The organism is Pseudomonas sp. LAIL14HWK12:I10, from assembly GCF_900184205.1.
Lineage (GTDB): Bacteria > Pseudomonadota > Gammaproteobacteria > Pseudomonadales > Pseudomonadaceae > Aquipseudomonas > Aquipseudomonas kermanshahensis.
In genome coordinates, this window is the sequence record NZ_FXWU01000007.1 from 246,016 (window position 1) to 260,741 (window position 14,726).

Annotated in this window: 15 protein-coding genes; 7 read left to right on the forward strand and 8 right to left on the reverse strand. The window is 63.4% G+C overall.

The features are described from left to right. Positions 1-88: 88 nt before the first annotated feature. Positions 89-883 (forward strand): phosphatase PAP2 family protein, encoded by a 795-nt coding sequence (locus QOS90_RS17605; RefSeq protein WP_027595191.1) that lies wholly within the window; start codon positions 89-91, stop codon positions 881-883. An 83-nt stretch (positions 884-966) separates the two neighbouring features. Here the strand turns inward: QOS90_RS17605 and QOS90_RS17610 are convergent, their stop codons facing one another. Then, positions 967-1,368, reverse strand: coding sequence for an RNA-binding S4 domain-containing protein (locus QOS90_RS17610; RefSeq protein WP_027595190.1), 402 nt, complete (start codon positions 1,366-1,368; stop codon positions 967-969). A gap of 109 nt (positions 1,369-1,477) precedes the next feature. On the opposite strand from QOS90_RS17610, the gene rimB reads away from it, so the two are divergent. Both rimB and rimK read left to right on the forward strand, forming a co-directional pair. Further along, on the forward strand, positions 1,478-1,960 hold the full coding sequence (gene rimB / locus QOS90_RS17615; RefSeq protein WP_027595189.1) for a retropepsin-like aspartic endopeptidase RimB: 483 nt from the start codon (positions 1,478-1,480) through the stop codon (positions 1,958-1,960). Beyond that, on the forward strand, positions 1,957-2,862 hold the full coding sequence (gene rimK / locus QOS90_RS17620; protein WP_012316721.1) for a 30S ribosomal protein S6--L-glutamate ligase: 906 nt from the start codon (positions 1,957-1,959) through the stop codon (positions 2,860-2,862). The genes rimB and rimK overlap by 4 nt, the downstream gene beginning before the upstream one ends. 116 nt (positions 2,863-2,978) lie before the next feature. On the opposite strand, the gene QOS90_RS17625 is transcribed toward rimK, so the two are convergent. After that, entirely contained in the window at positions 2,979-4,292 is a 1,314-nt protein-coding gene (locus QOS90_RS17625) for an ATP-binding protein (RefSeq protein ID WP_027595188.1), read from the reverse strand. Between the two features lie 13 nt (positions 4,293-4,305). Continuing rightward, positions 4,306-5,046 carry an osmolarity response regulator transcription factor OmpR gene (gene ompR, locus QOS90_RS17630; RefSeq protein WP_085273867.1) on the reverse strand — a complete coding sequence of 247 codons (741 nt, stop codon included), beginning with the start codon at positions 5,044-5,046 and terminating at the stop codon, positions 4,306-4,308. Positions 5,047-5,273: 227 nt separating this feature from the next. Between ompR and QOS90_RS17635 the strand changes: the two genes are divergently transcribed. From QOS90_RS17635 to QOS90_RS17650, 4 genes are all read left to right on the forward strand, one after another. After that, positions 5,274-7,598, forward strand: coding sequence for a Tex family protein (locus QOS90_RS17635; RefSeq protein ID WP_085273868.1), 2,325 nt, complete (start codon positions 5,274-5,276; stop codon positions 7,596-7,598). Further along, positions 7,598-7,981, forward strand: coding sequence for a PaaI family thioesterase (locus QOS90_RS17640; protein WP_050580765.1), 384 nt, complete (start codon positions 7,598-7,600; stop codon positions 7,979-7,981). The genes QOS90_RS17635 and QOS90_RS17640 overlap by 1 nt, the downstream gene beginning before the upstream one ends. Positions 7,982-8,240: 259 nt before the next feature. Continuing rightward, positions 8,241-9,818, forward strand: a complete 1,578-nt coding sequence (gshA, locus tag QOS90_RS17645; protein ID WP_371918160.1) for a glutamate--cysteine ligase — start codon at positions 8,241-8,243, stop codon at positions 9,816-9,818. Next, positions 9,818-10,450: a TetR/AcrR family transcriptional regulator gene (locus QOS90_RS17650; RefSeq protein WP_027595184.1), complete on the forward strand. Its 633-nt coding sequence runs from the start codon at positions 9,818-9,820 to the stop codon at positions 10,448-10,450. Before gshA ends, QOS90_RS17650 begins: the two co-directional genes overlap by 1 nt. 141 nt (positions 10,451-10,591) lie before the next feature. Here QOS90_RS17650 and QOS90_RS17655 read toward each other — a convergent pair whose 3' ends face one another. From QOS90_RS17655 to QOS90_RS17675, 5 genes are read right to left on the reverse strand one after another with little or no spacing between them, the layout of a single operon-like run. Continuing rightward, complete coding sequence (locus QOS90_RS17655) at positions 10,592-10,807, reverse strand: TOBE domain-containing protein (RefSeq protein ID WP_027595183.1); 216 nt, start codon at positions 10,805-10,807, stop codon at positions 10,592-10,594. A gap of 44 nt (positions 10,808-10,851) precedes the next feature. Continuing rightward, positions 10,852-11,664: an aliphatic sulfonates ABC transporter ATP-binding protein gene (ssuB, locus tag QOS90_RS17660; RefSeq protein ID WP_027595182.1), complete on the reverse strand. Its 813-nt coding sequence runs from the start codon at positions 11,662-11,664 to the stop codon at positions 10,852-10,854. Then, positions 11,661-12,458: an aliphatic sulfonate ABC transporter permease SsuC gene (gene ssuC / locus QOS90_RS17665; protein ID WP_027595181.1), complete on the reverse strand. Its 798-nt coding sequence runs from the start codon at positions 12,456-12,458 to the stop codon at positions 11,661-11,663. The genes ssuB and ssuC overlap by 4 nt, the downstream gene beginning before the upstream one ends. Before the next feature lie 10 nt (positions 12,459-12,468). Next, complete coding sequence (gene ssuD, locus QOS90_RS17670; RefSeq protein ID WP_027595180.1) at positions 12,469-13,617, reverse strand: FMNH2-dependent alkanesulfonate monooxygenase; 1,149 nt, start codon at positions 13,615-13,617, stop codon at positions 12,469-12,471. A gap of 60 nt (positions 13,618-13,677) precedes the next feature. After that, entirely contained in the window at positions 13,678-14,643 is a 966-nt protein-coding gene (locus tag QOS90_RS17675) for a sulfonate ABC transporter substrate-binding protein (RefSeq protein ID WP_027595179.1), read from the reverse strand. Positions 14,644-14,726: the final 83 nt, after the last annotated feature.

Consider the following 14,726-nt stretch of genomic DNA (forward strand, 5'->3'; position numbering starts at 1 on the left):
ATGGTTACACGGCGTTTCGAAATACTGCGAAGCCCGTGGCAGAGCGCTCACAAGGCGCTCAGATTCCTGTTGGCAATAGAGGTATCTTATGGACAATCGACCACTGTTCCAAGCAAGGTGGTCCTTCGGGCCCTTGGCAGCCTGCACACTGCTGCCCATCGCTCTACTGTGTTTCTGGTTATGGCCTTTTGGCCAGATCCTGTGCCTGACTTTCGACGAGTGGCTGTTCCACAGCCTCAATGCGCCGCTGGCCGACAACACCACCTGGCGCTACATCTGGACCCTTGGCAGCCTGCGCCCGTTCGACATCGTGGTCGGGCTGATCCTTCTAGCGGTGCTGATCCGTGGCAACTGGGTGTTCAAAGCCTGCCAGGTGCGTGAGGCGTTTTTCGGCTTTCTGGTGACCCTGATCCTATTAGTGGTGATTCGCGCGCTGTTTTCCAAGTGGGTGGATGCTGCGGGGTGGCAACACAAGAGCCCGTCGATGATCTTCGATGACGTCGTGCACCTCAGTGACTATTACCCGAACCTGGAAGCGGCCTGGGAACTCAAGGACCGCTCCAGCAAGAGTTTCCCGGGCGATCACGCCTCGGTGCTGCTGGTCTGGGCGTTGTTCATGAGCGTGTTCAGCCGTCGCCTGATGCACTACCTGGTGGTCTGGGGGCTGGCGCTGGTGTTCATGCTGCCACGCTTGGTGGCGGGCGCCCATTGGGGCCAGGACGACTACATCGGCGGGTTGCTGATGGCGGTGCTGGCGTTGGGGTGGAGTTGCTATACGCCACTGGCGGCCAAAGGCAGTGCGGCGTTGATGCGCTGGACGGCGCCGTTGTTTGCCCTGGCAGCCAGGTTACCGTTGGTCGGTAGATTGGCGGTGGTTCGCTAACAGCGGGGGCCGCTTTGCGGCCCATTCGCGGGGCAAGCCCGCTCCCACATTTGCCCCGCGAATGGGCTGAAAGCAGCCCCTGTTCAGTCAAAGCTACCGTGCAGTTGGTGAATCTGTCGCCGCTGCTTCTTGTTTGGCCGGCCATCGGTGGTCACACCCATCGCCCCGGCCTTGCGCATTTCGGCAGCCTGTTCGCGGCGGCGCACACTCTCTTCGGTTTCGGCATACAGCGCCTGCGCTTCGGGCGCCCCGCGCCTGACCACCGACAGCGCCTTGACCACCACTGTGCGCTCGTCAAACCCGGTGCGCAGTACAAACTCATCCCCTACCCTCGGTTCCTTGCCCGGCTTGCAGCGTTCGCCCCGGCAATGCACCTTGCCACTTTCGATGGCCGCCTTGGCCAGCGCGCGGGTCTTGTAGAACCGCGCCGCCCATAGCCATTTGTCCAGGCGAACCTTGTCGTCTTCTTCCGCCTTGTGTGCCATCCCGTTACCTCGAATTCTGTCTTTAATCGAACTGTACTACCGTATCTTGCGGATGCAAAAAGTCCACGCCGTGCTTACAGTTCACCACCTTATCCCCTGGGTGCGCTTCGTGAAGACATTTGACCATTTGACTGTGATCGGCCTGCGCGAGTGGGTAGCCCTGCCCGACCTTGGCGTCGCCGGGCTGCGCGCCAAGATCGACACCGGCGCCAGTACGTCCAGCCTGCACGCCACCGAGGTGGAACAGTTCGAACGTGACGGCCAACCGTGGGTCCGATTTACTGCGCACCTGGGTTCGGTGGTGCAGTTGCGCCACCGCCGTTGCGAAGCGCCACTGGTGACCATGAAGACCATCAAGAGCTCCAATGGCCACGCCCAGACCCGCTATGTGATTCGCACATCGCTGGCACTGGGCGATAGCGTGTGGGAAGTCGAGTTCACCCTGGCCTGTCGCAAAGAGATGCGCTACCGCCTGCTGCTGGGTTCCAAGGCACTTATTCACGGCCACTTGGTGGTCAACCCTGGCCTGAAGTACGTACAAGACAAACCGGCCTTTCCGGCCACCCTTTCCCCTGTCACAGGTGCTGCATGAAGATCGCTGTGCTGTCGCGCAATCCGCGTCTGTATTCCACCCGCCGCCTGGTCGAAGCCGGTACCCAGCGTGGCCACGAAATGGTGGTGATCGATACCCTGCGGGCCTACATGAACATCGCCAGCCACAAGCCGCAGATCCACTATCGCGGCAAGCCACTGGAAGGCTTCGATGCGGTGATCCCGCGCATCGGTGCCTCGGTGACGTTCTATGGCTGCGCGGTGCTGCGCCAGTTCGAGATGATGGGCGTCTACCCGCTCAACGAGTCGGTGGCCATCGCCCGCTCGCGTGACAAGCTGCGCTCGTTGCAGTTGCTGTCGCGCCGTGGCATCGGCCTGCCGATCACCGGTTTCGCCCACTCACCTGACGACATCCCGGACCTGATCCAGATGGTCAACGGCGCGCCCCTGGTGATCAAGGTGCTGGAAGGTACCCAGGGCATTGGCGTGGTGCTGTGCGAAACAACTCAAGCTGCAGAGTCGGTGATCGAGGCGTTCATGGGCCTGAAGCAGAACATCATGGTGCAGGAATACATCAAGGAGGCCGGCGGGGCCGACATTCGCTGCTTTGTGGTGGGTGACAAGGTGATTGCCTCGATGAAGCGTCAGGCCAAGCCCGGCGAGTTTCGCTCCAACCTGCATCGGGGGGGTGTCGCCAGCCTGATCAAGATCACGCCGGAAGAGCGGATTACCGCCATTCGTGCGGCCAAGGTGATGGGGCTGAGCGTGGCGGGGGTGGATATCCTGCGTTCCAACCATGGGCCGTTGGTGATGGAGGTGAATTCGTCGCCGGGGCTGGAAGGGATTGAAGTGACCACCGGCAAGAACGTGGCCGGGATGATCATCGAGCACCTGGAGAAGAATGGCGGGCCGAATCAGACCCGGACCAAGGGTAAGGGCTGAAATGTTGGGGCTGCTTTGCAGCCCATTCGCAGCACAAGGCTGCTCTTACAAGGGACCGCGTAAGCCTTGTTGGAGCAGCTTTGTGCTGCGAATGGGCCGCAAAGCGGCCCCGACAATCACACCGCATTACGCGGCAGCAAAAGCCCCAACGGCAACCTGACCCGCGCCTCGATCCCGCCACCCGACCGGTTGCGCAACTCGACATTCCCGCCATGCTGGGCCGCGATGCGCTTGACGATCGCCAGGCCCAACCCGGTGCCCTTGCCACCACGGGCACGGTCACCGCGAATGAACGGGTTGAAGATCGTCTCCAGCTCCGACTCGTCGATCCCCGTCCCCCGGTCCAGCACGCTGAGCACCACGTAAGGCGCGCTCTCGTCGCCGGACACATAGGCCGCCACTTCCACGCCCTTGCCGGCATGGTGCAGGGCGTTGCCGATCAGGTTGCCCAACATGCGCTTGAGCGAAACCCGGCGCAGCGGGAACGGCGGAATCGGCTCCAGGCACAGCCGTACACGTTCTTCGGGCTGGTTGTACGGGGCCACCACTTCGCGCACCAGGTCGGCCAGGTCGACCTCTTCCACCGGCTCGTCACGGCCATCGCGAATGAACGCGAGGAACTGGTCCAGAATCGCGTCCATGTCCTCGATATCGCGGACCATGTCATCGCTAAGCTCGTTGTCACTGTCCAGCAGCGAAAGCGACAGGCGCAGCCGCGTCAGCGGTGTACGCAAATCGTGGGAAACCCCTGCCAGCATCAACTCGCGTTCACGCCCGGCCTGCTCGACATCCTCGGCCATCTGGTTGAACGCGCGGTACACCTCGGTCATCTCACTGGGCGTATCGCTGATTGGCAAGCGCACGCTGCGCCCCTGGCCCAGTTGCCGGGCGGCGAACACCAGGCGCTTGAGCGGCTGGTTCAGTTGGCGCACGAAAATCCAGGCAGAGGCGGTGGACAACAGGCCGATGGCCAGGAACCAGCCAAGCACGTTCCAGATCTTCTGCCCACGCAACGGGTGCGGGTACAGCGGCACTTTGAGCCAGCCAGGGCCGAGGCTCGGCGCATTGACCCACAACGCCGGTGGCGCATGAATGCGCAGGCGTACTTCGGTGTCTTCGCCCAGCTCGGCCTGCATCTGGCGCTGGTAGATCTCGCTATAAGGCCAGTGCTGCTCGCCTTCCGGCACACCCGAGCCGGTCACCCGGATCAGCCCTGCGGCTTCGGCGATCTTGTCACGGTTCTCTTCATCGGCAGCCCAATAGGCGCGCAAGGTCAATGCCACACCGTGGCTGTACTGACGGTCGACCAGCACATCCTCGTTCATCAACAGGTAAACGAGGGTCAGCGCCTTGGAAAACAGGACGACGATCAGCACCAGCCACAGCGTGCGGGCGAAGAAGCTTTGCGGAAACCACAACGGCGTTCTCATGGACGACGCGGCATCATTTGCCGGCGTTTCCGTCCGGCACGAAGACGTACCCTACGCCCCAGACCGTCTGGATGTACCGTGGCTTGGACGGGTCGGGCTCGATCATGCGGCGCAGGCGCGAGATCTGCACGTCGATGGAACGCTCCAGGGCATCCCACTCGCGGCCACGGGCCAGGTTCATCAGTTTGTCGCGGGTCAGCGGTTCACGCGCATGCATGACCAGCGCCTTGAGCACGGCGAACTCACCGGTGGTGAGCATGTGCACTTCGTCGCCGCGTTTAAGCTCGCGGGTGGCCAGCGACAGCTCGTAATCACCGAAGGTGACCGATTCGTCCTCGCTGCCCGGGGCCCCCGGGACGCTCGGCGCCTGGCGGCGCAGCACGGCCTTGACCCGGGCCATCAGTTCGTCGGGGTTGAAGGGTTTGCCCAGGTAGTCGTCAGCGCCCAGCTCCAGCCCTTTGATGCGGCTGAGCTCGTCGCCTTTGGCGGTGAGCATGATGATCGGGATCTGGTTGTTCGACTGGCGCAGGCGCTTGCAGGCGGACAGGCCGTCTTCGCCCGGCAGCATCAGGTCGAGCACCACCAGGTTGAACACCTCCCGCGCGAGCAGGCGGTCCATCTGTTCGGTGTTGGGCACCGCACGGGCACGGTAGCCCTTGCTGGTGAAGAAACGCTCCAGCAGGCTGCTCAGCCCCGGATCGTCGTCGACGATGAGAATCTTGTCACCTTCAGCGGTGTTTGCAGTGCCGGTCATGAATTACTCCTCTGGTATCGCCGCGCATTATGGCGTAGCCATTGCAACGCGTGCCGTGAGCATTGTTAGCAGATTTTTCCCCCGGCGCCAGTTCCGGGCCGTTCAGGCTGGCTTGGCGCCATCACCGCAAGCCGGTCACGATGGGTATAATGCGCGGCTTTCATCCAGTGCCGTCGGGCTGCAAACCCGCGCGCGGCCCCCGTATTCACAATTGTCAGGTGGTTTACATGGACAGCATCAACAGCCGTATCGCCGAGGAACTGGGCGTACGCCCACAACAGGTCGAAGCGGCCGTGGGCCTGTTGGACGAAGGCTCGACCGTGCCCTTCATCGCCCGTTACCGCAAGGAAGTGACCGGCAGCCTGGACGACACCCAACTGCGCCACCTGGAAGAGCGCCTGCGCTACCTGCGCGAACTCGACGAGCGCCGCGCCAGCATCCTGTCCAGCATCGAGGAACAGGGCAAGCTGACCCCGGAACTGGCCCGCGAGATCAAGCTGGCCGACACCAAGACCCGCCTCGAAGACCTTTACCTGCCGTACAAGCAAAAGCGCCGCACCAAGGGCCAGATCGCCCTGGAAGCCGGCCTCGGCGAGCTGGCCGACGGCTTGTTCAACGACCCGCAACTGACCCCGGAAACCGAAGCGGCCCGCTTCGTCGACGCCGAAAAGGGCGTGGCCGATGTCAAGGCGGCGCTGGAAGGCGCGAAATACATCCTCATGGAGCGCTTCGCCGAAGACGCCGCCCTGCTCGACAAGCTGCGCAACTTCCTCAAGCAGGAGTCGGTGCTCAGCGCCCGCGTGGTGGCTGGCAAGGAAGAAGAAGGCGCCAAGTTCCGCGACTACTTCGCCCATGACGAACTGCTGCGCAACGCCCCGTCGCACCGTGCCCTGGCGATTTTCCGCGGGCGCAACGAAGGCATCCTGAGCGCCTCGCTCAAAGTCGGTGAAGAACTGCCTGGCACCCTGCACCCGTGCGAAGTGATGATCGGCAACCACGTCGGCGTTGAAAACCGCAGCCGGCCGGCCGACAAGTGGCTGGGTGAAGTGGTGCGCTGGACCTGGAAGGTCAAGCTGTACACCCACCTGGAAACCGACCTGTTCGGCGAACTGCGCGACAACGCCGAAAGCGAGGCGATCAACGTGTTCGCCCACAACCTGCACGACCTGCTGCTGGCCGCCCCGGCTGGCCCGCGCGCCACCTTGGGCTTCGACCCAGGCCTGCGCACCGGTTGCAAGATCGCCGTGGTCGACGCCACCGGCAAACTGCTGGACTACACGACGGTCTACCCGCACGCGCCGAAGAACGACTGGGACCGCACCATTTCCATCATGGCCGCACTGTGCGCCAAGCACTCGGTGGAACTGATCGCCATCGGCAACGGCACCGCCAGCCGCGAAAGCGACAAGCTGGTGGCCGAACTGGTCAAAAAATACCCAGCCCTGAAAATCACCAAGATCATGGTCTCCGAGGCCGGTGCGTCGGTGTACTCGGCATCGGAACTGGCCGCCCGCGAGTTCCCGGACCTGGACGTATCGATCCGCGGCGCCGTGTCGATTGCCCGCCGCCTGCAGGACCCACTGGCAGAGCTGGTGAAGATCGACCCGAAATCCATCGGTGTCGGCCAGTACCAGCACGACGTGTCCCAGCTGAAGCTGGCGCGTGGCCTGGACGCCGTGGTCGAGGACTGCGTGAACGCCGTGGGCGTGGACGTGAACACGGCCTCGGTAGCGCTGCTGACCCGTATCTCCGGCCTTAACGCCACGCTGGCACAGAACATCGTCGCCCACCGCGATGCCAACGGCCCGTTCGCGACCCGTGCAGCGCTGAAAAAGGTCAGCCGCCTCGGTGAAAAAACCTTCGAACAAGCCGCCGGCTTCCTGCGTGTAATGAACGGCGACAACCCGCTGGACGCCTCCGCCGTGCACCCTGAGGCCTACCCGCTGGTGCAACGCATCGCCGCTGGCACCGACCGCGACATCCGCTCGCTGATCGGCGACAGCAGCTTCCTCAAGCGCCTGGACCCGAAGCAGTTCACCGACGAGTCCTTCGGCCTGCCGACCGTTACCGACATCTTGCAAGAGCTGGACAAACCCGGCCGCGACCCACGCCCTGAGTTCAAGACCGCCACCTTCCAGGACGGCGTCGAAGACCTCAAGGACCTGGAGCCTGGCATGATCCTCGAAGGCGTGGTCACCAACGTCACCAACTTCGGCGCCTTCGTCGACATCGGCGTGCACCAGGACGGCCTGGTGCACATCTCGGCATTGTCCGAGAAGTTCATCAAAGACCCGCGTGAAGCGGTCAAGGCCGGCGACGTGGTCAAGGTCAAGGTCATGGAAGTGGACATTCCGCGCAAGCGTGTCGGCCTGTCCATGCGCATGGGCGATACCCCAGGCGAGAAGGTTGAAGGCAACCGTGGCGGCGGCCGTGGCAACGGCGGCAATCGCCAGCAGCAGGCCCCGCGCCAGCGTGAAACTGCCACTGCTGCCCCGGCCAACAATGCCATGGCGTCGTTGTTCGCCAACGCCAAGCAGCTGAAGAAGAAGTGATGGACGTCCCGCGCGAATACGTCGAAAGCGCCTTCAGCCAACTGCTTGGCTGCCGCCTGCAACGCCTGGACACAGGCGTTGCCGAAGTGGCCCTGGCGCTCGAGCCGCAACTGCGCAACCGTGGCCAGAAACTGCACGGTGGGGCGATCTTCAGCCTGGTGGACATCGCCATGGGCCTGGCCTGCTCGGCCAGCCATGGTTTCGACCAGCAGAGCGTGACCATCGAATGCAAGATCAACTACATGCGCGCGGTCAGTGATGGCGAGGTGCTGTGCACGGCCCGTGTGCTGCACGCCGGGCGGCGTACGCTGGTGGTCGACGCCGACGTAGTTCAAGGCGACAAACTTGTGGCCAAAGCGCAAGGAACCTTCGCTGTTCTCTAGCTCACCAAGCTGTATCTGCGGTATTTTCAGCAGCAACTTGGTGCCACTTCGTGCCGCATCGCCGGCAAGCCGGCTCCCACAAGGTCCCCGCTGACCTTCTGTGGGAGCCGGCTTGCCGGCGATGGGGCGCAAAGCGGCCCCACAATTCGGTGCCGGAACCGCGTAAACCAGGCGACAACGCCAGTTCCTTTCTTCCTACCCTTGTAGACCGTTATCTCTACCCCCATATTGGGGCGACTGACGCGTGAAGGAATACATCTTGAGCGAACTCCTCAACCGCCGCCTGAGCCTGCTCGGCGCAAATCTCCCCCTGCTCAAGCAGTGCCTGCACGGTATTGAGCGAGAATGCCTGCGCGTGACCGATGAAGGTCGCCTGGCCCAGACCCCGCACCCTGAGGCCTTGGGTTCGGCGCTGACCAACGAGCAGATCACCACCGATTATTCCGAGTCGCTGCTGGAGTTCATCACCCCGGCCCTGGCGGACCCGGCCCAGGTGCTCGAGAACCTCGACGAGATCCACCGCTTCGTCTACACCAAGCTGGGTAGCGAATACCTGTGGAGCCCGTCGATGCCCTGCGCGTTGCCGGCCGAGGAAGACATCCCGATTGCCGAATACGGCAGCTCCAACATCGGCAAGCTCAAGCACGTGTACCGCAAAGGCCTGGCCCTGCGCTATGGCCGCACCATGCAGTGCATCGCCGGTATCCATTACAACTTCTCGCTGCCTGAAGCGTTGTGGCCCTTGCTGCGCGCAAGCGAAGGCAGCGCAGAAGACGCGCGCGATTATCAGTCGTCGGCCTACATCGCACTGATCCGCAACTTCCGCCGCTACAGTTGGCTTTTGATGTACCTGTTCGGCGCTTCGCCGACCCTGGACAAAGGCTTCCTGCGTGGCCGCCCGCACCAGCTCGAAGAACTGGATGCCGAAACGTTGTTCCTGCCCTATGCCACCAGCCTGCGCATGAGCGACCTGGGCTACCAGAGCAACGCCCAGGCCGGTCTCACGCCTTGCTACAACAACCTGGCCAGCTACACCGACAGCCTGCGCAAGGCGGTGGGCACGCCCTACCCGCCCTACGTTGAAGTCGGTACGCACGTGGATGGCGAGTGGGTGCAGCTGAACACCAACATCCTGCAAATCGAGAACGAGTACTACTCGAACATCCGCCCCAAGCGTGTCACCTACACCGGCGAGCGGCCGATCCAGGCGCTGACGTCCCGTGGCGTGCAGTACGTCGAAGTGCGCTGCCTGGACATCAACCCGTTCCTGCCGGTCGGGATCGACCTGACCGAAGCGCGTTTCCTCGATGCCTTCCTGCTGTTCTGCGCGCTTGAAGAAAGCCCGCAACTGGACAACGGCGAGTGTGGCCAGTGCACCAGCAACTTCCTGACCGTAGTCAAAGAAGGCCGTCGCCCAGGCTTGGAACTGCACCGTGATGGTCAGGCCATCGCGCTGAAAACCTGGGCTACCGAGTTGATCACTCGCATTGGCCAACTGGCCGAGCTGCTCGACCGCGCCCACGGCGGCGACGCACATGCCAACGCCCTGCAGGAGCAACAGGCCAAGGTCGACGACGCCTCGCTGACCCCATCGGCCCAAGTCCTGGCACGCATGACCGAACATGACGAAAGTTTTGTCCAGTTCTCGCTGCGCCAGAGCCGCGTTCACGCCGAGCGCTTCCGCGAGCAACCGCTCAGCAGCGAACGCCAGCAGGCCTTCGAAACGCTCGCCCGCGAGTCGCTGGCCAAACAGGCCGAGCTTGAGCAGACCGAAGTCGGCGACTTCGACCTGTTCGTCGGCGCCTACCAGGCCAGCATCCTGGCGATCAGCAACTGATGAGCCGCACCGCCTCCCCGCGCAAGCCGCGCGCCAGCAGCCAGGCCAGGATCGAGACGATCCTGGCGGCCGCGCGCGAGCTGCTTGCCGAGCTGGGGGTGGCGGGGTTGTCGATCTACAGCGTGGCCGAGCGGGCGCAGATACCCCCTTCGTCGGTGTACCACTTCTTCGCCAGCGTCCCGGCCCTGCTGGAGGCGTTGACCGCCGACGTGCACCGGGCGTTTCGCGAAGCGCTGAGTGCACCGATCGACAGCAGTACGCTGACGACCTGGCATGAACTGTCACGGTTGATCGAGCAACGCATGCTGGATATCTACAACGGGGATGCCGCGGCGCGTCAGTTGATCCTGGCGCAGCATGGCCTGAGCGAAGTGGTGCAAGCTGACCGGCAGCACGACATGGAGCTGGGCGACCTGATGTACAAGCTGTTCGACCAGCATTTTCACTTGCCGGTGATGCCTGCAGATGTGGATGTGTTTGCCCTGGCCATGGAGCTGAGCGACCGGGTGTATGCGCGGTCGGTGCAGTTGCATGAACAGATCACGGCGCGCATGGCTGAGGAAGGCAAGCGGGTGTTCGAGGCGTATCTGGGGCTTTATTTGCCGCCGTTTTTGGCTAAGCGTTTGGGTTGAAATGGTTGGGGCCGCTTTGCGGCCCTATCGCGACGCAAGGCCGCTCCCACATGGGATTCGATCTCCTGATGGGAATTCGATCTCCTGTAGTAGCGGGCTTGCCCGCGAAGGGCTGCAGAGCAGCCCCCTTCAACACCAGAATCACAGCTTGGCGATGGACACTTCTGTCGACTTCACAAAGGCAATCACTTCACTGCCCACCTGCAGCTCCAGCTCACGCACGGAGCGGGTGGTGATCACCGAGGTGACAACGCCGGAGGCGGTCTGCACGTCGATTTCCGACAGTACCGGGCCTTCGAGGATTTCTTTCACGGTGCCTTTGAACTGGTTGCGAACGTTGATGGCTTTGATAGTCATGGCTTGATTCCTTCTCTTTGGCTTCAGTCGGGTAAGTGAGTGATTCAGTGCGCCCAACGCAGTTGCGTGGGCAAAGGGGCTACAGGATCCGGCTCAGGCGCAGTGCCCGGAGCCGACAGAACACGGTTGAGCACTTCGCTTTCCAGCGCCGCCAAACGGTGCGAACCACGCGACCTTGGCCGTGCCAGATCGACAGTGAGGTCGAGCCCGACCTCGCCGTCTTCGATCAAGATCACCCGGTCCGCCACGGCAACCGCCTCGCTGACATCGTGGGTGACCAGCAACACGGTGAACCCGTGCTGACGCCAGAGGCGTTCGATCAATTGCTGCATCTCGATACGGGTCAATGCATCCAGGGCACCCAGCGGCTCGTCCAGCAACAGCAGACGCGGCTGGTGAATCAGTGCCCGCGCCAGGGCCACCCGTTGCTTCTGGCCACCGGAGAGTGCTGCCGGCCACTCGTTGGCGCGGTCGGCCAGGCCGACTGCTTCCAGCGCATCCAGCGCACGTGGCCGCCAGTTGCCAGACAAGCCCAGGCCGACGTTGTCGATCACCTTCTTCCACGGCAACAGGCGCGCGTCCTGGAACATCAGCCGGGTTTCTTCGCGGGCTTCGGCCAAGGGTGCGGCACCGGCCAGCAATTCACCGGCGCTGGGCTGGTCGAGGCCGGCCAGCAAACGCAGCAAAGTGCTCTTACCGCAGCCGCTGCGGCCAACGATGGCGACGAACTGGCCGGCCGGGATGTGCAGGTCGATGCCTTTGAGCACTTCACGCTGGCCAAAAGTTTTACGCAGGCCGTTGGATGCCAGGGGGATGCCACGCAGCAGGCGTGGCGGCTGTTCCTTGAGCACGGTCATGCGCCCTCCTTCTTGGCCACTTGATAGGCCGGGTGCCAGCGCAGCCAGACACGTTCCAGGCCGCGGGCGGCGAGGTCAGCGAGCTTGCCAAGCACGGCGTACAGGACGATGGCCAAGACCACCACGTCGGTCTGCAGGAATTCACGGGCGTTCATCGCCAGGTAACCGATACCGGCATTCGCCGAGATGGTTTCTGCCACGATCAGGGTCAGCCACATGAAGCCCAGGGCGAAGCGCACGCCCACCAGAATCGAGGGCAATGCACCTGGCAGGATCACCTGACGGAACAGGCCGAAACCGGACAGGCCATAGCTGCGCGCCATCTCCACCAGGGCCGGGTCAACGTTGCGGATGCCGTGGTAGGTGTTGAGGTAGATCGGGAACAACGTGCCCAGGGCGACCAAAAAAATCTTTGCCGACTCATCGATACCGAACCACAGAATCACCAGTGGGATCAGCGCCAGGTGAGGCACGTTGCGGATCATCTGCACCGAGCTGTCGAGCAGGCGTTCGCCCCAGTTCGACAGGCCAGTGATAAAGCCCAGCGCCAGGCCGATGCTGCCGCCGATGACGAAGCCCAGCCCGGCACGCCAGCCACTGATGGCCAGGTGGGTCCAGATCTCGCCGCTGCGCACCAGCTCGACACCCGCGCTGACCACCGCGCTCGGCGCTGGCAGGATGCGGGTCGACAGCCAGCCCGCGCTGACCGCCAGCTGCCAGGCCGCCAGCAGCAGTACCGGCAGTGCCCACGGGGCCAGGCGCTGGGCCAAGGTAGAAGAAGTTGCACGACTCATGGCCCGGCCCTCAGCTCTGCGACACGGACTTGGGCAGGATGTCGTTGGCCACCATCTCGCCGAACGGGCTCACGTAACCGGTACTTTTCGGTTGTTCCGGGCGCTGTACGTCGAGGTGCGGGAACAGCAGCTCGGCAACGCGGTAGGACTCTTCAAGGTGTGGATAACCCGAGAAGATGAAGGTATCGATGCCCAGCTCGGCGTATTCCTTGACCCGCGCAGCCACGGTAGGGCCATCGCCGACCAGCGCAGTACCGGCGCCGCCACGTACCAGGCCGACACCCGCCCACAGGTTGGGGCTGACCTCCAGGTTGTCGCGGTTGCCGCCGTGCAGGGCAGCCATGCGCTGCTGGCCGACCGAGTCGAAACGCGCCAGCGAGGCCTGGGCACGAGAGATGGTTTCGTCGTCCAGGTGCGAGATCAGGCGGTCAGCGGCGGCCCAGGCTTCTTCATTGGTTTCACGCACGATCACGTGCAGGCGGATACCGAAGCGCACTTCGCGGCCTTGGGCGGCCGCCTTTTCGCGCACCTGGGCGATTTTTTCGGCAACAGCGGCCGGTGGCTCGCCCCAGGTCAGGTACAGCTCGACCTGCTCGGCCGCCAGGTCTTGCGCGGCTTCGGACGAGCCGCCGAAGTACAGCGGCGGACGCGGTTGCTGAACCGGCGGATAGAGCAGTTTGGCGCCCTTCACCTGGATGTGCTTGCCATCGTAGTCGACGTTTTCGCCTTCCAGCACCTTGCGCCAGATACGGGTGAACTCGACCGAGGCTTCGTAGCGCTCTTCGTGGCTCAGGTGCAGGCCGTCACCGGCCAGTTCGTCCGGGTCGCCACCGGTGACCAGGTTGAACAGCGCACGGCCGTTGGACAGGCGGTCCAGGGTCGCGGCCTGGCGCGCCGCCACGGTCGGCGAAATGATGCCGGGGCGCAGGGCAACCAGAAACTTCAGGCGCTGGGTGACAGGGATCAACGACGCAGCCACCAGCCAGGAATCCTCGCAGGAACGCCCGGTAGGGATCAGCACCCCACCAAAACCAAGGCGGTCGGCAGCCTGGGCAATTTGCTGCAGGTAGCCGTGATCGACTGCACGGGCGCCATCGGAGGTGCCCAGGTACTTGCCGTCACCGTGTGTGGGAAGAAACCAGAAAATGTTAAGGCTCATTGGAGTTGTCTCCTCAAGGGTGGCTCAAGCCGGAGCAACGCCCCGGCGCAGGCAATTCAATCAAGGCGCACTGGCGACCTTGGCCGGGGGTGTCCAGATCACGTCCTTGATGCTCAGCGGCTTGGGAATAAGCTTCAGCGCCTGGAACGTGTCGGCGATCTTCTGTTGTGCGGCCACCACCTCAGGGGTGAGCGGCGCAGCGCCGTAGCCTTGGCGCTTGACCGAGGTCAGGGTGATGTCGGCAGGCAGCCCAAGCAGGGGCGCGACCTGATCGGTGACCTCCTGCGGGTTGGCCTGGGACCACTCGCCCACGGCACGCACTTCGTCGATCAAGGTGCTGATCACTGCAGGGTGCTGGGTGGCATAGTCACGGGTGGCGAGATAGAACTGATGGTTGTCGACCAGGCCTTTGCCGTCACGCAGGGTGCGTGCCTGCAGCTGTTTCTCGGCGGCGGCCTGGTACGGGTCCCAGATCACCCAGGCATCGACGCTGCCACGCTCGAATGCCGCGCGGGCATCGGCTGGCGGCAGGTAGACCGGTTGAATGTCGCTGTATTTGAGGCCTGCATCTTCCAGGGCACGCACCAGCAGGTAGTGGACGTTGGAGCCCTTGTTGAGGACGACTTTCTTGCCTTTGAGGTCTTTCACCGACTGGATCGACGAGCCCTTCGGCACCAGGATCGCTTCGCTGTGCGGCGCCGGTGGCTCGTAGGCCACGTAGAGCAGGTCGGCGCCGGCAGCCTGAGCGAATACCGGCGGCGTTTCGCCGGTGACGCCGAAGTCGATGGAGCCGACGTTCAGGCCTTCGAGCAACTGCGGGCCACCGGGGAATTCGGTCCACTGCACCTGCACGCCTTGCTCGGCCAGGCGCTTCTCCAGCGTGCCTTTGGCCTTGAGCAGCACCAGGGTGCCGTATTTCTGATAACCGATGCGCAGGCTCTCGGCCTGGGCTTGGGTGATGGCGCCGAAGGACACAGCCGCCGCAAACAGGGCGACCAGACCACGACGCAAGAAGACTGTGCGCATGGCGCTCTCCTGTGCGAATGGGGTTCGGGTTGCACCTGCTTGCCTCGTTGACGGGCGAGTAAGGTGGATGACGCGATAAAGCC